Source organism: Nitrososphaerales archaeon (genome assembly GCA_025058425.1).
Lineage (GTDB): Archaea > Thermoproteota > Nitrososphaeria > Nitrososphaerales > JANXEG01 > JANXEG01.
Genome location: JANXEG010000013.1, coordinates 1 through 19,659 on the forward strand (window position 1 = coordinate 1; position 19,659 = coordinate 19,659).

Below are 19,659 nucleotides of genomic sequence, written 5' to 3' on the forward strand. Positions count from 1 at the left end.
AAAGAGATACGGCAGCCGCATTGAGCCGAATCGCCTCTTTTACCGAAGTCGTAATTCCTTCATGTGATAGATCCTCGCCAATGATACTCGTACCGCCCGAAACTCTCAAAATGATGGGCTTCGTGATCGATGGATCTATACATGAGCGGAGAATACCACGGGTGAGCATTATCGCATCGGCGTAAGGTAAAAGTGGTGCGACCGTTTTACCAGGCTGCTCAAGCTTATGGGTAGGGCCTTGAAAGTATCCATGATCGATGGGTAAGAAGAGCGCTCTACCATCGCGTTGAATAAGATGGGCAAGTCTATTCCTCATTCCCCAATCCATAGAGATCTTTATTAATGAGGTTCTCGGATTAAATAACCTTTTCACCGATGCTGTGAGTTTAGATTTTGTCTTTCTGTAAGCAGATATTAACTATATTAACTATTAATGTACAATTATCTCATTATGATCGGCATCGACGGTGATCCTTTCACCATCTTTAAATTCGAAGACTTCTGGCTTATCCACCAATGGTATATTGGATATAATGGCACCTACAGCGATTATCGGTTCAGCTTCTTTCATGATTATAGCTTTTGGAGCTTTACCATTCTTCGATAACTGATATAGGATATAGGAGCCGACGGTCGAGCCTCTACCAGTAGGGAAGATTAAAACCTTTCCCTCGATCGATTTACCATAGAGCGGATGGTTCTTATTCACAATTAAACCAGTCTTGGGATCGACATCCCCTAGAAAGCTTATAGGAGCATTAGAGACGAGTGATACTCCTTCACCAACACCTTTCGATATCTTACGACATTTAATTTTCTTCATTTAGCCTCACCAGAAATTGCAATTTCGATACACCTTTTTAAATTCCCGAATACGACGTTCATCTTCGAGAGTGTAGGTACGTATACTGCCGCTTTGGCGGAATTCACAGCCATCACCTTAAATCCCAGATCTTCGATCGGCGCGATGACCATGCAACAATCACAGTAGATATTACCTCCAGCCTCCTCGATCACCTTCGAATAACCACACCGATCGGCAAGGATCTTTGTTGGTAGCGATGTAAATAACCAGAGCTTCGTATTTGGTGCAACTTTCTTACCTTTGATCATCTCTGCAACCTTTTTAATCTCTTCTATAGAGCTATGGGGGCAGCCCAAGCAGACTATATCGACCTTACCCTCTTTGACTGTACTGAGCTCTTCATATGAATCTTTTAACTCACTCTTTGTGAAGTTAATTTCTTCCAAACCATCAGATTTAACTATGCTCGATTCTGGTGTGATATCCTTAATATGATATAATGCAACACCGCCTGAGGCTGCCAGAGCGGCCGATAAGGATTTTAACTCATCATTACTTGCCCTCTTTATTCCTGTGAAGTATGGTACACCATTACCGATTCGCTTACCCACGTAATGCCCCAAAGCACCAAAATCACTCTCCTCATTCAAATCGACCTCTACTTTAACCCTTACTGTAGGATTTCTCATCTCATTTAAATGGTAACCAAAGTTACCAGTGAGGCCAATGATAGCCGATGCAAGGGCCGATGGCCCACCTTCTCTATTGGTCCTCGCTCCAAGTACAGAGTTAGCGTAACATACGGCGGATGATTCGGCCCATGCGATATGCTCACCGAATTTAGGGATATTTCCAATCAAATAAGGTATACATGAACAGGTGAGTGTTGCACCGAGTTTGAGAAATGCATTTACAATCCTCATCTGCTTTTCAGCAAAATCTTTTCTTATACCCATAATCTCCCATAGTGCAAGGTCCATACCGAAGGGATTTACCGTAGTAGGTACGGAGAATTTGGTAGATGTTAGGGACTCGATCCATTCGATACCCGCATCACCAATAGTTTTATAACTTGTACCAGAGATGTGGGCTGAGCTTATCGGGATTAATCGGTCTGCATTATAAATCTCCCCGATGGCTACGATGATCTCCATCGCCTTCTGTCTAACTTCACCTTCTTCGCCAGCTAAGATCCTCTCCTCTTTCGGTGTGAGATACATCACCCATACCTAGCTCTTTACCTTCATAAAATCTTTTTTATCTCTATCTAAAGGTATCGTAGCATCGATGATCCATTTCGTCGTTATAGCAGATTTGCCCGAAGATGGGTCAAGGGATGAGCCCCTCGCATTCGGTATGAATACGATACCCTTATCAGGCTGGAGCCTCGTTGCTAAAGCCCATTCTACATCCTCTGGATCCATAATATTGATATCCTCATCTACCACGATCACCCTCTTTAAGCTCGGGTGTGCCGCTAGTGCTGCCAAACCCGCATTCTTCCCATCACCCTCCGATAACTTCTTTATAGAGATGACTGCATGAAGCCAATTGCAACCACCATTCGTTAATACCACATTCTTAACTGTCGGTACAGCATTTTGCACGATCTGAAAGATCCTTGGTTCTTGAGGTATACCTTGAAGCAATCGATGTTCAGAACCGCCTGGCAGTATCACTTGCCATATTGGATCATTACGCATATACAATCGCTCCACTTCTAGAACTGGTTGTTCACGGATCTTATCCCAAGTAGAAGTGAGGTCCACGAATGGGCCTTCCTTAGCAACTTCATTGTGAAGTATTCTCCCCACCATGACGACCTCGGACTCGATCGGCACATCTATCCCTTCAAGGTTAATACACTTTAATCGATCGTTAAGCAATGTATTTGCTAATTCCAATTCATTCAGATTTGGGCGTGAGGTGGCTGCTGCCAGTGCTATAGCTGGATTTACACCACATATCACCACTACCTTCGTATCTTTACCAACGCTCTTATTCTTCATATAGAAACTGTATAGATCTCGTTCAACGAGCCTCACCACAAATCTATTGCCTTTAAGGTACATCATTCGGTGAAAACTCGCATTCTGTCTATTTGTATCGGGGTCACGGGCAAGGATTATCGTCGCTGAAGTATAATACCTCTTCTTCCACGAATAGTACATGACGAGTGGGATATGCTTTATAACGTTAGGCTCCTCAACCTTATTCTTTAAAAATTCTGCATCATCAACGATTTGATATAGACTGGGTCTATTCAATGCATTTGTAAGATGCATAAGGAGATTTTCAATCGATACTCCTAGGAATTTTGCAATGAGCTCCCTCGAGCTACATAAATTGCCAATGATCCTAAAGCCTTCATATCTCTCGATATTCTCAAAGAGAATTGGGCGCTTATAATTCATCAGATATTTGGTGATTTCGAGCCTTGTCGATACTTTATTCTTAATCTTTAAAACTTCCTTGCTCTCTATGATGCTTCTTAAACCTTCATCTTTATACATCACCCTTTTCTATTAACTACATGGTGTTAAACGTTACTAAAATTGAATATTAGTTTGTGAAGGTTGATGAAAGGTTGAAATAAAAATTAATTTTTACTTTTTTATACCCAAGTAATCGTACCAGCCGCCTTTACTCCCCGCTTTTTTACCCAAGTATCCTGCATGGAAGATCTTTCTCAAAGTTACCGGTGGTGCTACGTAAGGATCGGCCAATACTTGATGGCAATACTCTGCAACATGGTAAATCACATCTATACCTACTAAATCCATGAGCTCAAAGGGACCCATCGGCCAACCGAGGCCGAGTTTGCACATTTCATCGATCTCCTTAACACCCGCTACCCCTTGCTCATAAAGGCGAATCGCCTCCATCAATATTGCATTTAAGAATCTAACTACAAAGAAGCCCGGACCATCTTTCACTTCTATAGGCACTTTACCAAGCTTCTTTGAGAAATCCATAATTAGATCACGTACTTCATCGCTTGTCATAGCGCCCTTTATAACTTCGATCAACTTCATCACAGGTGCGGGATTGAACCAGTGCATTCCAACAACTCTCTCAGGCCTCTTCAAAACCGATGCAATCTCACTAATCATGATGCTCGAAGTATTAGATGCTAAGATTGTACGTTCTGGACAGAACTCTTCAAGCTTTTTAAATACTTTGTGCTTTAACTCTAAATCTTCAGGGATCGCTTCGATCACGATATCTGCATCGCTACAACCGATCTTATAATCGGTAGTGGTATGTATTCTTGCCATGATGTTATTGACTTGATCTTCTGTAAGCTTCCCCCTTTCGACCAATCTCTTAAGGCCGAATGGTCCGGCCCTTATACTTTCTAAACTTTTCTTTAAGATCTCATCACTCACATCTATTAGAGTAACATCGTATCCGTTCATAGCCAAAACCTGGGCGATACCACTTCCCATGATACCTGCACCAACGACCGTTACTTTACGAACTTCATCTACTTTCAAAGTTACCACCAACTACTATTTTGAAAGGTAAAATTTAAGGTTTTAAAGGTTTTAAATGATCAAAATCGCACTCTCAGAATCATTATAATCACTCAAAAATTTCCTAAAAATTTATTTTATAGTTGATGATCACAAATGTGGTGATAAAGGATGTTGGCTAAGAGGGTATGTGAGATCGAGGAGTCGGGAACGGTAAAACTTGCGAATCTCGTGGATGAAATGAAGAGAAAAGGGATCAAGATCATATCGTTCGCTGTGGGTGAACCAGATTTTACAACACCTAGGCATATCATCGATGCAGCTATAGAGTCGCTCAACTCTGGATTCACCCATTATACTCCCTCCATGGGAATTTATGAGTTGAGAGAGGCGATCGCAGAGAGGTGTAACAACTATAATAAGATTCCTTGTAAACCAAAAGAAGTTTTAGTAACGCCGACGAAATTGGCGGTCTACTTGGCGGTAATGGCATGTATAAATGAAGGTGATGAGGTAATAATACCAGATCCGAGCTGGGTCACGTATGAAGCTTGTGTAAAACTTGCCGGAGGGAAACCAGTATTTGTTGAAACACGTGAAGAGGATAACTACGCATTAACACAGGAGTCTTTACAATCATCCATTACACCAAGAACGAAGATGATCATCATTAATACACCATCGAACCCTACAGGTGCTGTATACACATTAGATGAGTTGAAGGTTATAGCCGATATAGCGAAGGATCACAATCTCTTGGTAGTCTCGGATGAAATTTATGAAGAGTTAGTGTACGAAGGGAGGAATTACTCTATAGCATCATTAGATGGTATGTTCGAAAGAACCATCACCGTAAATGGATTCTCTAAAACTTTTGCCATGACCGGTTGGAGGATAGGGTGGGCTGTAGGGCCTCAACCGATCATCGAGGCGATGAATAAGATACAACAACACACTCTTACATGTGTATGCTCGTTTGCACAGAAAGCGGGAATCGCTGCATTAAAAGGAGACCGTAAACCCGTCGATGAGATGATAAAGGAATTTAAAGAGAGGAGAGAGATCGTCTGTAAAGGTTTAAATGAGATTCCAGGTTTCAAATGTAAAAAACCGGCTGGAGCATTCTATGTATTCCCATCTTACACGTTCAATAAAACTTCATTGGAGCTCTCAGAGTTCCTCTTGAAAGAGGCAAGGGTCGCTGTTACACCAGGTTGCGCATTCGGTAGATGTGGTGAGAAGCATATAAGAATCTCTTACGCAACTTCAAAAGAGTGCATCATGGAGGGTCTGAAGAGAATCTCTGAAGCTGTTTCAAAATTATCTTAACGATACCTCTATTCATTCACAATAACATAACATCGTTTCGTAGAGTTTAATGTCTTTGGAATCAGTCCTTTTAAACCTATAAACCTATATCATTAATTCTATTTTCCAATCTTTCAATTTCATCTGTATATATGAGTACCGGTCTTACCTTCATAGGCCTCGACAAGTTTGTCCAAAGATGATATGATAGCCCGCTCACCACCCCATCTAAGGAATCTTATACTTGCAATAATCTTTGGTTCCATACTCCCTTTAGCGAAGTGGCCTTCGGCAAGGTACCTTTCTGCCTCCTCTACAGACATCCTATAGATAGGTTTTTCATTAGGCCTTCCAAAGTTCAACATGACATATTCAACGTCCGTTAAAATTATGAATTCGGTTGCATCGATCGCTTCAGCCAATTTTTCACTCGCTTTATCCTTATCGATTACCGCGAATACGCCCTTCAAATTACCATCTTTATCCATCACGACAGGAATACCTCCACCACCTGAAGCGATTACTATAACACCTTGATCGACCATCATCTTAATCAAATCGGCCTCAATATTCTTGATGGGCTCGGGTGAAGGGACGACCCTTCTAAAGGGCCTTTTCAATTCCATAGGCATGACTCGCTTAATCACAAGCCCGGAGATCTTCTTATCTAGGTAAACTCTTCCCGGTGGTGGATCGACGACGAAACCTTTTTCCCTCACGAGCCTTTCGACTTCATCCTTCGTTAAGAAGTTACCGATCGGTTTCGAAGGATCAAGGAAGTCGGGATCTTCAAGGCTTACCAATACTTGATTTATTATAGAGACTACTTGCCTCTTTGCCCATCTACCACCAACATCCCTCAGATATCTTTGAAGGGTCTGTTGGATCATATAACCGATCTGCCCTTGGGTCATCGCACAGAGTACATCTAGGGTCTGTGGTGGAACGAACTTTGAGCCTTCCTCCTGCTGAATCAAGAGGTTACCTATTTGAGGACCATTGCCATGTGTTATAACGATTCTATCATCTTCATCCAACCTCTTTAAAAGGCGTGCTATATGCTCACAAGTTATCGCTATATTCCGAAATTGTTCTTCCGTAGTGCCTTCTTCATTCGCTCTTTTTATAGCATTTCCACCGAGGGCGATGAGTATTCTTTTAACCATGAGTATATTTTCCACCTTTGTTGAAAGGTGGAGAGGTAATAGTTTACGTGAAATACATATATAAATTTTTGGAGTTTTTAGTTTTGGAGGAATTTACTATAATTTTAAATTGAATATCTTGAATATGTGGATATAAAACCCTAAATATCTTCAAATTATGATGTGCTCTTACAATTTCAAGAGGGTTTTGTGAGGTACATCATAAGGATGAATATGCCGAATAAAGCTAAGAATAGGAGCGTAGTTATCCTCTGCATCCTCTTCGCTCTCTGCATATGTTTCATTTCTTTCAATCTACATTCGTTAGAGCAGTAATCTTTCTGTAATGGTATGGATCGACCACACACTCTACAATGAGTATGAGGTGGTATCGATACATCCTTATCTTTAGACTTTACACTCAATTCTTTCCTCCCTATAATAGTTTCTAATGGCTTTTAAATCTATTTATCACGATGATCTGCATTAGAATCGAATAAGTACGATTAAATCGTATCAAACTTCTACTATTGTGCCCAAATCTTCTCCTTCTATAACCCTTATTAGGTTGAGAGTTGAGTATTTAATGATCCTCGTTGGAATCTTTGAGCGCTCGATGATCTTTAGGGCTACCAGATCCATCAATTCATAAGTTCCCGCATTCATTTTACCCTCCAGTAAAATCTTCATCAATTCTTTTATCGTTACTTTCTTCAACAATTTTGCATCTTTATCGGTTCGTGGATCGGAAGTATATACTCCATCCACATCCGTCGCATTGATGAACAACTTTGCGCCCACCCGCTCCGCTATTAGTGCAGCGGTAGCATTTGTACTATGCCCCGGATGTAAGCCACCAACGGCTACGATCTTACCACTTTCCACACTCTGAACCACTTCATCTAAGTTTTTGGGTACGGTCGGATAAGAGAGCCCTTTTAGAGAGCTGATCAATAGAGAAGCATTTAATCTAGCTACAGCGATACCCATTTCATCGAGGCTCGTTTCATCAGCACCTAGACTCCTACCTAATGAGATGTAATGACGAGCGATCTCTCCACCACCCGCTACAAGGATGGGTTGCACACCTTTGGCCTTTAGCTCCTTACAGAGCTCCACAATACCTTCAAGGTCCGATGCTTTCATACCCCATTTGAATAGACTACCACTCAACTTTATTACTACTCGAATGGGCGACTCTTGCTCTGATACTCTTGGTATTGCCATATAATTCCAATAAGTTGAATAAAAGTTACCTATATAGTCTTTTTCCAAAGATCTTCCTGCATTTATGGATGATTAATCTTTACACCCTTCCAAATGTATTTCTAAACGTATTTCTTATTTTTTTACAACATGAGCTTTAGAATATCGGCTGTAGTGATTATTCCTATAACATTACCTTGTTTAGCGACCAAGACCGCTTTACTGAATTCTATCAATGGAATCAAAGCCCTTACAGGTGTAGATTCATCGACGATCGGAGGTGTAGGCTCCATCAATTCTTTCACAGTTAAGCGGGCTACCGTCTTAGAATCTTTATTCACGAATTCTTTCATAATTCTCCCATCGGTGATCAACCCTACAATTTTATTCCCATCCATTACGGGTAATTGGCTGAACCCCTTCTCCATCATCTTATTCGCGGCTGTAATTACTGTATCATTCTGATTTACCGATACAATCTCACGCGTACAAATATCGCCAGCTTTTAGAGAGGTTTGGTCGTTCAAACTTGTGAGAATTTCGAAGATTTTTCGAGCGGTTTCATAACTTGGTTTGCATCTACCAGTTTCGATCTGGTTGATCAAAGAGGCACTCACTCCACATAAAGAAGCGAGTTTACGCTGAGTTATACCCAATCTCTGCCTCGTTAATTTGATGTATTCAAGTTTAGGTAGCATCATATCGCTATTATCACCATGTTATTCATAAGTATTAGTTTAGTATTGTGTGATATAAAATGTTACATCGTTAACATCCATTCTTCTAACATCCCTAACCTTATCACCTTTCATCGTTGAAGACTTTCCTTCTTTTCTAACAGAATCGGTGCCTTTATGGTGAAATTGGATGCGAATGGCATATCATTTGGAGAGATAAAAATAAAAGAACCCCGGAAAGGTTAGATAAAAGAAATTTTAATTATCCTTCGTCAACGATTAGTACTCTGTTACTGTTATTGCATTGCTGGGACATACAGATATGCACGCCATACAGCCTACGCAATCCTCACCACGAACAACTTTAGCCTTCTTCCCTTGTAGCTCGAAGACAGAGACAGGACAGACTGTAACACATTCACCCTCTCCAGTGCATTTATCTTCATCTACTTTAACGATCCAAGGCATACAGGTCTCCACCTTACCATCCTTTAAGGAGTTATTAAACTTTTTCCTTAAGAATTGATCATTATACCAGTAAAAGGTTGAGAGATAACATCTTATAGGGCTTTAAGTAGCGATCGATTTCTCCATTTCTTTTAATCACATCAGTCCTCAAAACTCTTACCTGTGAAAAGTTTTGATAAATTACCCTTCACATAACAATAAGAGGAATGAGATGGTCCAAAAATTATCAATCTCTCACTCTAAGTTAAGCTTCTTTATGTAAAGGTTCACACCTTCCATTACAAATTCTGGCGATATTTGGCCTGATGGCGAAGGTGTTTCACTCACCCTTTTAGGTAATTTCAACTTTTTGATATCGAAACCTTCTCTAAATTTAAATCGGTACTTCTCTCGCAAGATTTCAATACCGAGTCTATTCAAATCTTCTTCATTAAGATCGTAACCGAGTGGTTTTAGCGCTTTCACCACCATATCTGGCCTGTAAATACCTCTAGCAAAGTAGCATATTACAAGGCTACTAAGAATCTGCCTCCAACTCTCCTCTTTGATCAAACTATCCACTATCTGCTCTACATTGAGTTTCACATTAGATGCTAACGACTTTTCATCGATGCTGTAACCTGCTCCGTCAAGATGGCTATGCCTTGCGCCAGTAAGATAACCAATATGCGCAGCCGGGCCCGTATGATAACCGGGCATTTCATTCCCTCCAAAGCTTAAAGCGAATTCTTCACCACCATAACGCTTCGATGCATATTCAACACCCTTCGCTAAAGCTTTATAAAATTCTGTAGATTGCTCTACAAGTTGATCTACAGCCCTTATATAACTATCAAAATCGCCCCATTTTAGCGTGATACCATTCAAATCGTCCTTCGTTATCAATCCTCTTTCCAGCATCTCTGTAGCCCATGCCAATGCTACACCACAACTCATCGCATCCAACCCCTCTTTTTCAACTTCATCGATCAACTTGAGCAAACCTTCAGGTGATGATAACCGGAGCATCGAGCCTAAAGCGTAGATCAACTCATAATCATAACTGATCATCGTAGTCTTGTAAAAGTAAGGCTCCGTAACGTAGGGCTCTCTAAGTATGGCGAGGTGTATGCAACTTACAGGGCAGTGGGCACAGGCAACCCTTCTACCCAAGAACCTTTCAGCAAATGCCTCTCCCGAAATCTTATCCGCATCCTCAAAGTGGGCTTCTTTCAAATTTCTTGTCGGTAAAGCTCTTAACTTATTCAATGGGGTTATATTCATCGATGTACCGAGCTCGTGGTACTTCTTCATGAGCGGTGATTTGGTGACTGCATCGAATATCGAGTTATAAACTTCTCGGTAAAGTTTTGGGTCTTTAGGCTTGATGGAGCGTCTACCCGATATTACCAAGGCTTTTAATCTTTTACTCCCCCATACGGCTCCTAAACCGAGTCTACCGAAATGGCGATACGTTTCTGTAACTACACATGCATAGGAAACGAGCCTTTCACCGGCCCTTCCTATTCTCATAATACTCCTTATACCTGCACCACTTTCAAATTCTCTTAATACCCTTCCGACGGTATAACTACTTCTCATGCCCCAGAGTGTCGATGCGTCACGGAAAGAAACTTTATCACCATGTATAGCGAGATAGATAGGTCTATCGCTCGCACCCTTGATCACGATCCCTCCATAACCTGCCATACGAATAGATATGGCACTTCTACCACCCGCATGGCTTTCACCGAGGTTGCCCGTTAGAGGAGATTTGAACATGGCCACAGTCTTGGATGCTAAGGGATACATCCCCGTCAATGGACCAACAGTAAAGACTATTACATTATCGGCACTGAGTGGATCTACATTCGGCTTGATCTCTTCATGTAAAAGCTTTATCGCTACACCAGCACCGCCGAGGTACTTTTGAAAGAGCTCATGCCTATCCTTTACCCAAAAGCTCCTCGATGATAAGTCTATGTAAAGGATTTTACTCGGTATCGCTTCTAAACTCAAGCCTTACCACCCTCTTGAGTCTCCAATTTAATGACACCATAGGGGCAGAATTTGGCACAGTAACCACAATGAATACAGATTACTGGCTTATTGGATTCGTCATCCCAGAATACGGCACCGATTACACAGGCCTTTACACAATTACCACACCCGATACACTTCTCCTTTCTTAGTATTACTCCTCCACCGATCCTTAATCTTAGGGCATCGGTCGGACAGACCCTTGCACATGGTGGATCTTCACACGCCTTGCATACAATAACGACAAAACCCCTTTCAAAACCGCCAGCAGACCTCACATGAATTGAGGATTTGCTTAAGCCACCTTCCCCAAACCTTCTTGTACATGCGAACATGCAACTTTGACAACCTACACATAAATCTACATCTACGACCGAGAGTCTCGAAGAAACCATCATAGATGTCTTGGAGCCATCTTCTTTATAAACCCTGTTAATATTTCGCTATAGCGTATTAAAAAGAATAATTAAGATTAAATGGATCATTTCAGGTTTAATCGCTCACTCATCCATCTGATCGTCCTTTCCAAACCCTCTACGAAGTCCACTATCGGCCTATAACCCAGTCTCGACTTTATCTTTTCGATCGATGGATAACTCCTCATAGGGATTTCTTCTCTTGGAGTTCTGGGAGGCAAAAATTGAAGCTCCGATTTAGAGTTGGTGAGTTTCTTAATATTTTCAGCAATATCTTTTATAGATAGCTCATTACCCGTACCCACGTTAAAAGCCTCGCCCACTGCTTCATCCTTCGTAAGGGCCAACTCTACGGCGTAACAGTAATTCAAGATGTAGTAAGGGTCTGTAGTATCCCTTCCGCCATTATAAAGAGTGATGGGTTGATTCAATAAACAGGACTTTATAAAGCGTGGAATGACCTTATTTTCATTTTCATACTCTCCAAAGAGCTTCCAACTCCTCAGTATTACGATCGGTAACTCCCTGTTGGTGTAGTAGCTTTGAACCAGATACTCGCTTATAACCTTCGAATAGTCGTAGGGAGTCCGTGGATTGAAGGGTGTGGTCTCCTTCACCGGGAGCTCCAATGGTAATCCATATACATTCGCACTACTCGCGTATACGAATCTTTCAACTTTCTTCTTAAAAGCCAATTCGAGTAGATTGAGTGTGCCAAAACTATTTACCCGATAGCACCCATACATATCGCTCAAACTATCCTTAATCTCTACCATCGCTGCAAGGTGGACTATGCTATTAAAATCTAAATGCTCTAAAGATGATACAAAGCTCCAATCGGTTACATCACCGATTATCGTTGAGGATCTTAAATCTAGATCTATAACTGTAAAGCCACGATCTCTTAAATACTTCACTAAATGTCTACCGATGAAACCGCTAGCACCAGTTACCAGAACCTTCAACTCAATCTTGCATTCTTATAATCCTTTTATAAACTTATTCACTCTTTCAATCAGCTTCATACCTCTATCCTAATTTAATATTCCTCACAAATGTGGATCAAATCCAACCCAAGCGGCGAAAGATCACAAGCATTACCAGAGCGGGGATTATCGATATGATAGTTATTATGATTAGAGTTGTATAAGGGCCAAGAAAGGTCCAAGGCCCTGTCTCAATTCCGCCCGGTAGAGGGATATTCATTCCATAAAAAGTGGCTATCACTGTAGCTGGAATGGACAAAGTGAAGACTATTGTGAGGAGGGCAAGGATCTTATTGGTCTTCTCTGTAGCGAGTATAAAGTCTGTATCTTTGTAAATCTCTATAGTTTCTTTACATTCCTCGAGTGTCTCCCAGATTTTCTCAATATGGTCATTTATATCATCAAAGTAGTTTGAGATATCCTGTCTAGAAAACCTCTGTACCTTTATCGTTAACTCCTTCATCACCCTTCTCAGAGGGAATATAATCCTCCTCAAATCCGCAATCTTACGCCTTAAAAATGTAACTTCACGGACCGCTTCAACCTTTTCGTCAAAGACTTTATCTTCAATCTGATACAGCTCTTCCATGAGTTTATTTAATGTAGGGAAGATATCATCCACCAAACTGTCGATTATTTGGTAAAGAATATACACAGATCCCTTGATGACCATCTTTTCACGTCTACTCTCATCGATCTTGCATATTCGGTAATTATTTATCAGGGGTTTAAGATCGCCCTGATGGATCGTGACCAAGTAATCTTTACCTAAAAAGATAGATACTTGGCTCGATCGGACCATCCCCGTTGAATCATCTATAATGGGAAAATGGAGTATGATGAACAAATAATCTTCATACTCATCGATTTTGGTAAGTTGGATCTTTGAAAGGCAATCTTCAAGATCCAATCGATGAAATGGGTAGTATTGAGCTAATGCTTCGATATCTTCACGCGTAGGTTTTTCAATATTTATCCATGTAACCCCTTCACAACTTACCTGTTCTAATTTTTTCATAACTCCCCTTCACTACTTTGCTCAACTCGACTATTAATTAGTAGCGGTAATTTTTTATTAATTGATTTCTTTAGTGGTATTTTTGGTGATCTTTCAAGCAGTTTAGTAGTTATTATAGTTATATGTTATTCAGAAATCAAAAATTTGGAAGATGGAATTTATTTAATCTCCACCTTATATTTCTTAACCTCTTTAGGAACCTTCTTCGGTATTCTAACTTCGAGTAAACCATTCTTCAATGTAGCTTCCGCTTCTTCCGGTATGACTTCTTCTGGGAATGTGAGCTTCTTGTAGATTCTTGAATAACTCCTCTCCCTATGGATAAAATTCTTCTCCTTCTCCTCCTTTTCCGCCTCGGTTTCAGCGAAGATCTCTATTCCATCCTTGGTGACCGTTATATCTATCTTATCTTTAGGAATGCCTGGCATTTCAACACACACATGAAACTCTTTTCCAGTATCGATGATATCTGCGTAAGCCTCTCTCGTGGGGAGTTCTGGCATGAATCGCTCAAGAGCACTCCATCGCCACGGCTTCCAAGGCCTCACGAAGGATCTAAAGGTCCTTCGGAAGTCTTCGAGCAAATCATCGAATGCCTCAAACATATCAAGAGGGGTGGGCCTTCCTGGTGCAGTTATTCCCTCTTTCTTTATAGGAACCTTCTTCCTCTCCTCTTCTTCACTCATAATGATCAAGAGAATTTACGATCTGATATTTTATAAATTTATCATGATATATGGGCTTCATTTTCATAATTAAGGCTTCTTCTGTTTAACTTGATTATAGATTTCTCTTAACTCTTCAGCCCTCTCTTTTGAAATCAATCCTTTATTCAACAAATCTTTTATACATTCTTCAACACTGGCACAGTATACTATGCACATCTCAGAGGCTTCTCTATGCACGATCCTGCCACATTTGGGACACTCCTGTTGTGTTTCATATTCGAAGAATTCAACTTCTTCGTTACAGAAGGGGCACCTCTTTATGACTATTGTAGGTCTGATGAGACTATCGATTCCAGGGCAGTGTTTAAACAACATTTTACATCAAAGTACATTGGATCGTTACAACCTTATAATTCTTCCTCTTATAAAAGATCTTCTTCTACTTCACATGATCGACGATAATCGTTATTAAGTTATATGATAAAGTCTTTTAGAGATGGGAAAGAAGATCGCTATAATTACACTCATACATCAATGTGATGAGAATCCTTGCCATCTGGATAATAGGGCTCAGGAGGAGTGGATCAAGAGGCTTATGCCGATCGAGAAGTTAAGTTGGAATTGGAAGCTCCATACCATCCGAGTCGTGGATATCGTCGAATAAGATTAATCCGATCTAATCTTTTAAGATGCTACTCTTGGGATACGATATGGACATTTGATATATTGAAGTATCGTTTTGCCAACAATCTCGCTTTCTCCGCATTTCTACCCCCTCTACCTATCACTGCACTCTTTCCCTTTTGATCCACCACTACAACGGCGATCTTTGTACCATCTAACCTTTCCGTCAATCGAACATCATTTACATACTTATTATTCAATGAATTCTTTATCAACTCCTTCGGATCGTCCGAATACTCTACGAGATCTACGGGTTTACCTACAAGCTTTTGTAAATTCTTAATAATTACACCATTTCGCCCAATCGCTAAACCCATTTCGCCTTTGTTGATCACGAAGATCACTCGATTCATCTTCGGATCGATTATACAATCTCTTACAGTAGCACCGCTCATACTTTGAAACAAATTCATTAAACCGAGCTCCTCTGGAGTGAGTCTGATCTTTTCTGGCATATTCTACCGATCTAATCATTCCGTAGTGTAGAGGAGAAATTTAAGTTTAACCCAAGCCAGACTTACTGGATAGTATTAAATTTCAACTCCTTTCCACTGATCTACATTTTTAATATGGTTATTACCATGAGATATTATTGATGCCGATTTTTACTAATGCTATTGATCTAATTAAAAATCAGATTTTTGAGATATAATGATGTCGATTAATTCGTTAGCGAATCCTTTAAAAGGCCCGTTAAATCCGCTTCACCGGCGGATTTGATCGCGATCGCTGAAATTTTAAATGGTTTGCCACATAACTGTCCAAGTTTGACCGAAGAACCCTTATATATCATTAGGGGTACAGAGTTTAACTTACATAACTCGGTAATCCTCGATGATACATGTGAAGGGGATGATGCGAGGATGACGAGCTTCGATCCCTTTACAGATTGAGCGACCTGCTTACTACCGATGATACACTTCCCCGTCTTTATAGCGATCTTCAATATACGGCTCATCTCTTTTTCATCCAACATTTAACTAACCTCTCATAAACACGTCTATCATACCCGTACCTACTGGTATGGGTAGTCCTACGATCACATTTTCGGTTACACCTTTAAGCTCATCTACTTCACCTTTTACAGCAGCTTCGGCGAGTGTCGGCACGGTGATTTCAAAAGCGGCTTTGGCCAATACACTGGCTTTAGCACCGGCTACACCATGCCTACCGATCTGTTGCAAGAAGCCCTTCGAGGTCATCAAATCGGCCACTAAATAGATATGGCGAATATCTACCTCTAAACCCTGTTCATTCAAAGTATTTACAATCTCTTTTACTAAGGCGTTGCGGGCCGCTTCGATACCAAGGGTCGTTGCGACTTCAAAGACATCGTTCGATACGGTCCGTGTAGGATCGACACCGGGGATCGTTAGAACCTTTGCAAGGTTTGAGCCCGATGTTTGAATGACCCATTCATCACCTTGCTTTACTACCGTAATTCGTGTAATTCCTGGAATCCCTTTTACTCTCATATTCAACAGTTTATTCCTCAACGATAGCAATGTGGCTGGGTCGACACCACTCATCGATACGCTCACTATCGCATTCTCACTATCGACTTCAACCACCCTCTTCCAAGCTTTTAACCTTTCACCGACCATCTCTGGTGTACAACCCCGCTCTTTTAACAATTCTTTATTCAAAAAGAGCCTGATGGTCCCTGAGTAATCTACTTCGCTATAATCTACCAGATCACCAACCTTAGTGAATAAAATTTCTCTTCCTACCTCTAGGGCTTTCTCTTTAGAAACTCGGTGCTCTTCATCTAAATATACATCCATAGAAGGTGTTGCGGGCTCTTTTCTCGCATCCACGAGCTCTATCAGTCTAGGGAGGCCTAATGTAACGTCTTTCTCCTTTATACCAGCGAAGTGGAAGGTACGAAGGGTCATCTGAGTACCGGGCTCGCCAATAGATTGGGCCGCCACAACTCCACACGCTTCACCAGGCTCTATAGTAGCTTTCTTCAAGAGCTCTACAGTCTTTTCACACACTCTTATCACGGCTGCTGGGCTGAGGGGTGTCCTTTGTAACGCATCCTTAAGATTCTTCACAAGTAGAGGGTTAAGCTTATCGGCATATTCATCTACCGTCTTCTCAATGTAATCTATAGTAGCTTTCTTCTTACCCTTATCGATTAAAGACTCTATCTCAACGAGCCTATCGATATTTACCGCTTTACCATGATCGCTCTTTGCTGGATCGACACCATCCTCACCATAGAGGAATTGGATGATATGGCCGTATGGATCTCGAACCGTTAAATCGTATTCAACCTTCAAATGCTCTAATGCATTCACCAACCTTCTTTGCATGTATCCACTCTGTTGAGTCCTTACCGCTGTATCTACTAGACCTTCTCTCCCACCCATGGCATGGAAGAAGAATTCTATGGGGTTGAGCCCATCTCGATAATTCGATCGAACGAATCCCTTCGCATCGGGTATGATCTCATCGGGCAAAAAGTGTGGCAATGCTCTATTCTTATAACCCTTGGTGATTCGTTTACCTCTTACAGATTGCTGACCCAAAGCGGCGGCCATCTGGCCAAGATTTAGACTTGAACCTCTTGCACCTGTACGGGCCATAATGACCCCTGGATTGTTGAGGGGGAGCGCTTTGTCAGCGATTCTTCCCGCTTTATCTCTTGCCAACGCCAACTCATTCACAATATAATACTCTAAGGCTTCTTCTGGTGATAAACCTCGCGTAAGTGGTAGTGTTCCTTTCTTATACTGCTCGTTCAGATCCTTTACCTTTTCATAAGATTCATAGAGAATCCTCTTTATGGATTCTTTTACTTCATCACTCAATGTAAGATCGTAATATCCGTATGAGAAACCAATTCTTGTAATAAATGCCCTTAACACAGAAAGTATAGAGTTAAGGAACTTTCTTGCGACTTCGGTTCCGTAGTCTTTAGCGATTCTGTGCAGAATGCTATCTGGTTCTTCAGCACCTATTGCGGCACGGTCGATTACACCACTTATCAACTCTCCATTCTTAACCACCACATCTCTCTCCTCACCTACTTTGAGACCCTTCGTCCACTTGGAAGTCATTACGTAATTGAAGTCTTTGGGTAGGAAGAGTGAGAAGAGTTGGCGACCGCTGTAAAGCTCGACCGGTTTAGTGATTACAGGTTTGGGTAAAGGACCACTATACCCTGCCGCTAAAGCAAGATCGGCAAATTCTTCTTTGGTCAATAATGTAGATTCGTGTGTTAGGAAGAAGGCGGCCGTCAAAAAGTCTCTAATGGCACCGATGATCGGCCCTCCATACCTTGGTGAGAGGATCTGATCCTGAACCCTCATCAAACTTAGAGCTTCGGATCTTGCTTCTTCACTCTGGGGTACATGAAGGTTCATCTCATCACCGTCAAAATCTGCATTGTATGGTGGACAGACAGCAGGGTGTAATCGGAAGGTTCGATATGGTAAAACCTTTACATAATGGGCCATGATGGACATTCTATGGAGTGATGGCTGTCGATTGAAGATTACGATATCTCCATCCATCAAATGCCTCTCTACGATAAAGCCCGGTACCAACGAATCGGCTAACGCTTTTCTATCTGCTACGTAATCGAGCCTGATCCTTATACCATCGGGGCGAATTACGTAATTGGCACCGGGGTATTGGAATGGCCCGTTTATAATTAGGTTCTTTAAGAATTCGATATTCCATGGTGATACCTTTTCCGGTATGGTGAGCTTCTTCGCAACTTCTAATGGAACTCCTACTTCAGCGATATCTAAGTTGGGATCTGGGGATATGACGGTCCTACTGGAGAAGTCTACCCTTTTACCTGAAAGGCTACCTCTAAATCGCCCCTCCTTTCCTTTTAAACGCTGATTTAAAGTTTTGAGAGGTCTGCCTGAACGGTGATGTGCTTGTGGTATGCCTTGGACTTCATTATCAAAGTAGGTCGTGACGTGATATTGTAATAAATCTACAAGATCCTGCACGATCAATGGGGGTGTGCCAGATTCTTTACTCTCCTTTACCCTCTGATTAACCCTTAATATATCCACTATCTTATGCGTTAGGTCATCTTCCGATCTGATTCCAGACTCCAAAGTTATCGATGGTCTAACCACCACTGGTGGTACAGGTAGCACTTGTAAAACGAACCATTCGGGCCTCATAGCCTTCGGATCGTAGCCTAAGAGGATCAGATCACTATCGGGTATTCTCTCCAACCTTTCTCTAATCACTCTGGGCGGTAATCTAACGGCACCTCCCGTCTCGGTAATTTCATGGAATATGGTAGGTTTCGTAAATTCGATTTCGTACTGTGGTTTACTACAGTGGGGGCAGATCTTGGTCTTCTTCGCTTTTGCTAAGATTTCTTTGGTGATATTTTCTTCTAAAGTCGGTGCATAGGGTGGCTTATTTCTAATACTATCTAAATAATAGTTGATTTCGTCAGGTGGTAATAGGAGTCTGCCACAAGTTCTACAGGTTGAGGTAAGGAGCTTATGGACATGATCGACGAAGGCTATGTGTAGAACTGGCTCGGCCAATTCTATATGGCCAAAATGTCCCGGACACCTTGCTGCGGTATTGCCACAAGTACCACACCTTTGACCAGGCTCTAAAGTACCCAATCGATTATCCATCAAACCGCCTTGAACTGGCATACCATCTTCATCGTAAGTTTCTGGTGAAGTTATTTCGATTACAGAATACTTCCGAATCTCACTGGGAGAGAATAGGGTGAACCTGATTCCTTCGATCGTCTTTACGGGCTCTTCATAAGCCAAGTTACATCACCACC

At 41.4% G+C, this 19,659-nt stretch carries 20 protein-coding genes; 2 read left to right on the forward strand and 18 right to left on the reverse strand.

Going from position 1 to position 19,659, the window contains the following annotated elements:
• From NZ896_02285 to NZ896_02305, 5 genes are all read right to left on the reverse strand, one after another.
• Positions 1-328 (reverse strand): hypothetical protein (locus NZ896_02285; GenBank protein ID MCS7116280.1); only part of this gene is annotated, 328 nt, incomplete at its 3' end.
• Positions 329-430: 102 nt separating this feature from the next.
• Positions 431-823 carry a DUF126 domain-containing protein gene (locus NZ896_02290; GenBank protein ID MCS7116281.1) on the reverse strand — a complete coding sequence of 131 codons (393 nt, stop codon included), beginning with the start codon at positions 821-823 and terminating at the stop codon, positions 431-433.
• Positions 820-2,025 carry an aconitase X catalytic domain-containing protein gene (locus NZ896_02295; protein MCS7116282.1) on the reverse strand — a complete coding sequence of 402 codons (1,206 nt, stop codon included), beginning with the start codon at positions 2,023-2,025 and terminating at the stop codon, positions 820-822. The genes NZ896_02290 and NZ896_02295 overlap by 4 nt, the downstream gene beginning before the upstream one ends.
• A gap of 9 nt (positions 2,026-2,034) precedes the next feature.
• Complete coding sequence (locus tag NZ896_02300) at positions 2,035-3,318, reverse strand: UbiD family decarboxylase (protein ID MCS7116283.1); 1,284 nt, start codon at positions 3,316-3,318, stop codon at positions 2,035-2,037.
• A gap of 93 nt (positions 3,319-3,411) precedes the next feature.
• Positions 3,412-4,302 (reverse strand): 3-hydroxyacyl-CoA dehydrogenase NAD-binding domain-containing protein, encoded by an 891-nt coding sequence (locus NZ896_02305; GenBank protein MCS7116284.1) that lies wholly within the window; start codon positions 4,300-4,302, stop codon positions 3,412-3,414.
• A 150-nt stretch (positions 4,303-4,452) separates the two neighbouring features.
• Between NZ896_02305 and NZ896_02310 the strand changes: the two genes are divergently transcribed.
• Positions 4,453-5,610: a pyridoxal phosphate-dependent aminotransferase gene (locus NZ896_02310; GenBank protein ID MCS7116285.1), complete on the forward strand. Its 1,158-nt coding sequence runs from the start codon at positions 4,453-4,455 to the stop codon at positions 5,608-5,610.
• 119 nt (positions 5,611-5,729) lie between these two features.
• Here NZ896_02310 and NZ896_02315 read toward each other — a convergent pair whose 3' ends face one another.
• The 10 genes from NZ896_02315 to NZ896_02360 form a co-directional block, all read right to left on the reverse strand.
• Positions 5,730-6,755: a carbamate kinase gene (locus NZ896_02315; GenBank protein MCS7116286.1), complete on the reverse strand. Its 1,026-nt coding sequence runs from the start codon at positions 6,753-6,755 to the stop codon at positions 5,730-5,732.
• 176 nt (positions 6,756-6,931) lie between these two features.
• Complete coding sequence (locus NZ896_02320) at positions 6,932-7,159, reverse strand: DUF2116 family Zn-ribbon domain-containing protein (GenBank protein MCS7116287.1); 228 nt, start codon at positions 7,157-7,159, stop codon at positions 6,932-6,934.
• Between the two features lie 91 nt (positions 7,160-7,250).
• Positions 7,251-7,961, reverse strand: coding sequence for a UMP kinase (gene pyrH, locus NZ896_02325; protein ID MCS7116288.1), 711 nt, complete (start codon positions 7,959-7,961; stop codon positions 7,251-7,253).
• Positions 7,962-8,083: 122 nt separating this feature from the next.
• Positions 8,084-8,641, reverse strand: a complete 558-nt coding sequence (locus tag NZ896_02330; protein MCS7116289.1) for a CBS domain-containing protein — start codon at positions 8,639-8,641, stop codon at positions 8,084-8,086.
• 678 nt (positions 8,642-9,319) lie between these two features.
• Complete coding sequence (locus NZ896_02335; GenBank protein ID MCS7116290.1) at positions 9,320-11,083, reverse strand: aldehyde ferredoxin oxidoreductase family protein; 1,764 nt, start codon at positions 11,081-11,083, stop codon at positions 9,320-9,322.
• A complete protein-coding gene (locus tag NZ896_02340; protein ID MCS7116291.1) occupies positions 11,080-11,502 on the reverse strand; it encodes a 4Fe-4S binding protein in 423 nt (140 codons plus the stop codon). Before NZ896_02340 ends, NZ896_02335 begins: the two co-directional genes overlap by 4 nt.
• An 83-nt stretch (positions 11,503-11,585) precedes the next feature.
• The gene (locus NZ896_02345) at positions 11,586-12,485 is read right to left on the reverse strand and encodes a GDP-mannose 4,6-dehydratase (protein ID MCS7116292.1); all 900 of its coding nucleotides are present in this window, start codon (positions 12,483-12,485) and stop codon (positions 11,586-11,588) included.
• 97 nt (positions 12,486-12,582) lie between these two features.
• The gene (locus NZ896_02350) at positions 12,583-13,524 is read right to left on the reverse strand and encodes a magnesium transporter CorA family protein (protein MCS7116293.1); all 942 of its coding nucleotides are present in this window, start codon (positions 13,522-13,524) and stop codon (positions 12,583-12,585) included.
• A 158-nt stretch (positions 13,525-13,682) separates the two neighbouring features.
• A complete protein-coding gene (locus NZ896_02355) occupies positions 13,683-14,210 on the reverse strand; it encodes an Hsp20/alpha crystallin family protein (GenBank protein ID MCS7116294.1) in 528 nt (175 codons plus the stop codon).
• A 69-nt stretch (positions 14,211-14,279) separates the two neighbouring features.
• Positions 14,280-14,567, reverse strand: coding sequence for a hypothetical protein (locus NZ896_02360; protein ID MCS7116295.1), 288 nt, complete (start codon positions 14,565-14,567; stop codon positions 14,280-14,282).
• A 121-nt stretch (positions 14,568-14,688) separates the two neighbouring features.
• Here NZ896_02360 and NZ896_02365 point away from each other — a divergent pair, with 121 nt between their 5' ends.
• Positions 14,689-14,856, forward strand: a complete 168-nt coding sequence (locus tag NZ896_02365) for a hypothetical protein (GenBank protein MCS7116296.1) — start codon at positions 14,689-14,691, stop codon at positions 14,854-14,856.
• 28 nt (positions 14,857-14,884) lie between these two features.
• Here the strand turns inward: NZ896_02365 and NZ896_02370 are convergent, their stop codons facing one another.
• The 3 genes from NZ896_02370 to NZ896_02380 form a co-directional block, all read right to left on the reverse strand.
• Positions 14,885-15,331: a NusA-like transcription termination signal-binding factor gene (locus NZ896_02370; GenBank protein ID MCS7116297.1), complete on the reverse strand. Its 447-nt coding sequence runs from the start codon at positions 15,329-15,331 to the stop codon at positions 14,885-14,887.
• Positions 15,332-15,537: 206 nt separating this feature from the next.
• Complete coding sequence (locus NZ896_02375; protein MCS7116298.1) at positions 15,538-15,852, reverse strand: 50S ribosomal protein L30e; 315 nt, start codon at positions 15,850-15,852, stop codon at positions 15,538-15,540.
• 4 nt (positions 15,853-15,856) lie between these two features.
• On the reverse strand, positions 15,857-19,645 hold the full coding sequence (locus tag NZ896_02380) for a DNA-directed RNA polymerase subunit A' (GenBank protein ID MCS7116299.1): 3,789 nt from the start codon (positions 19,643-19,645) through the stop codon (positions 15,857-15,859).
• Positions 19,646-19,659: the final 14 nt, after the last annotated feature.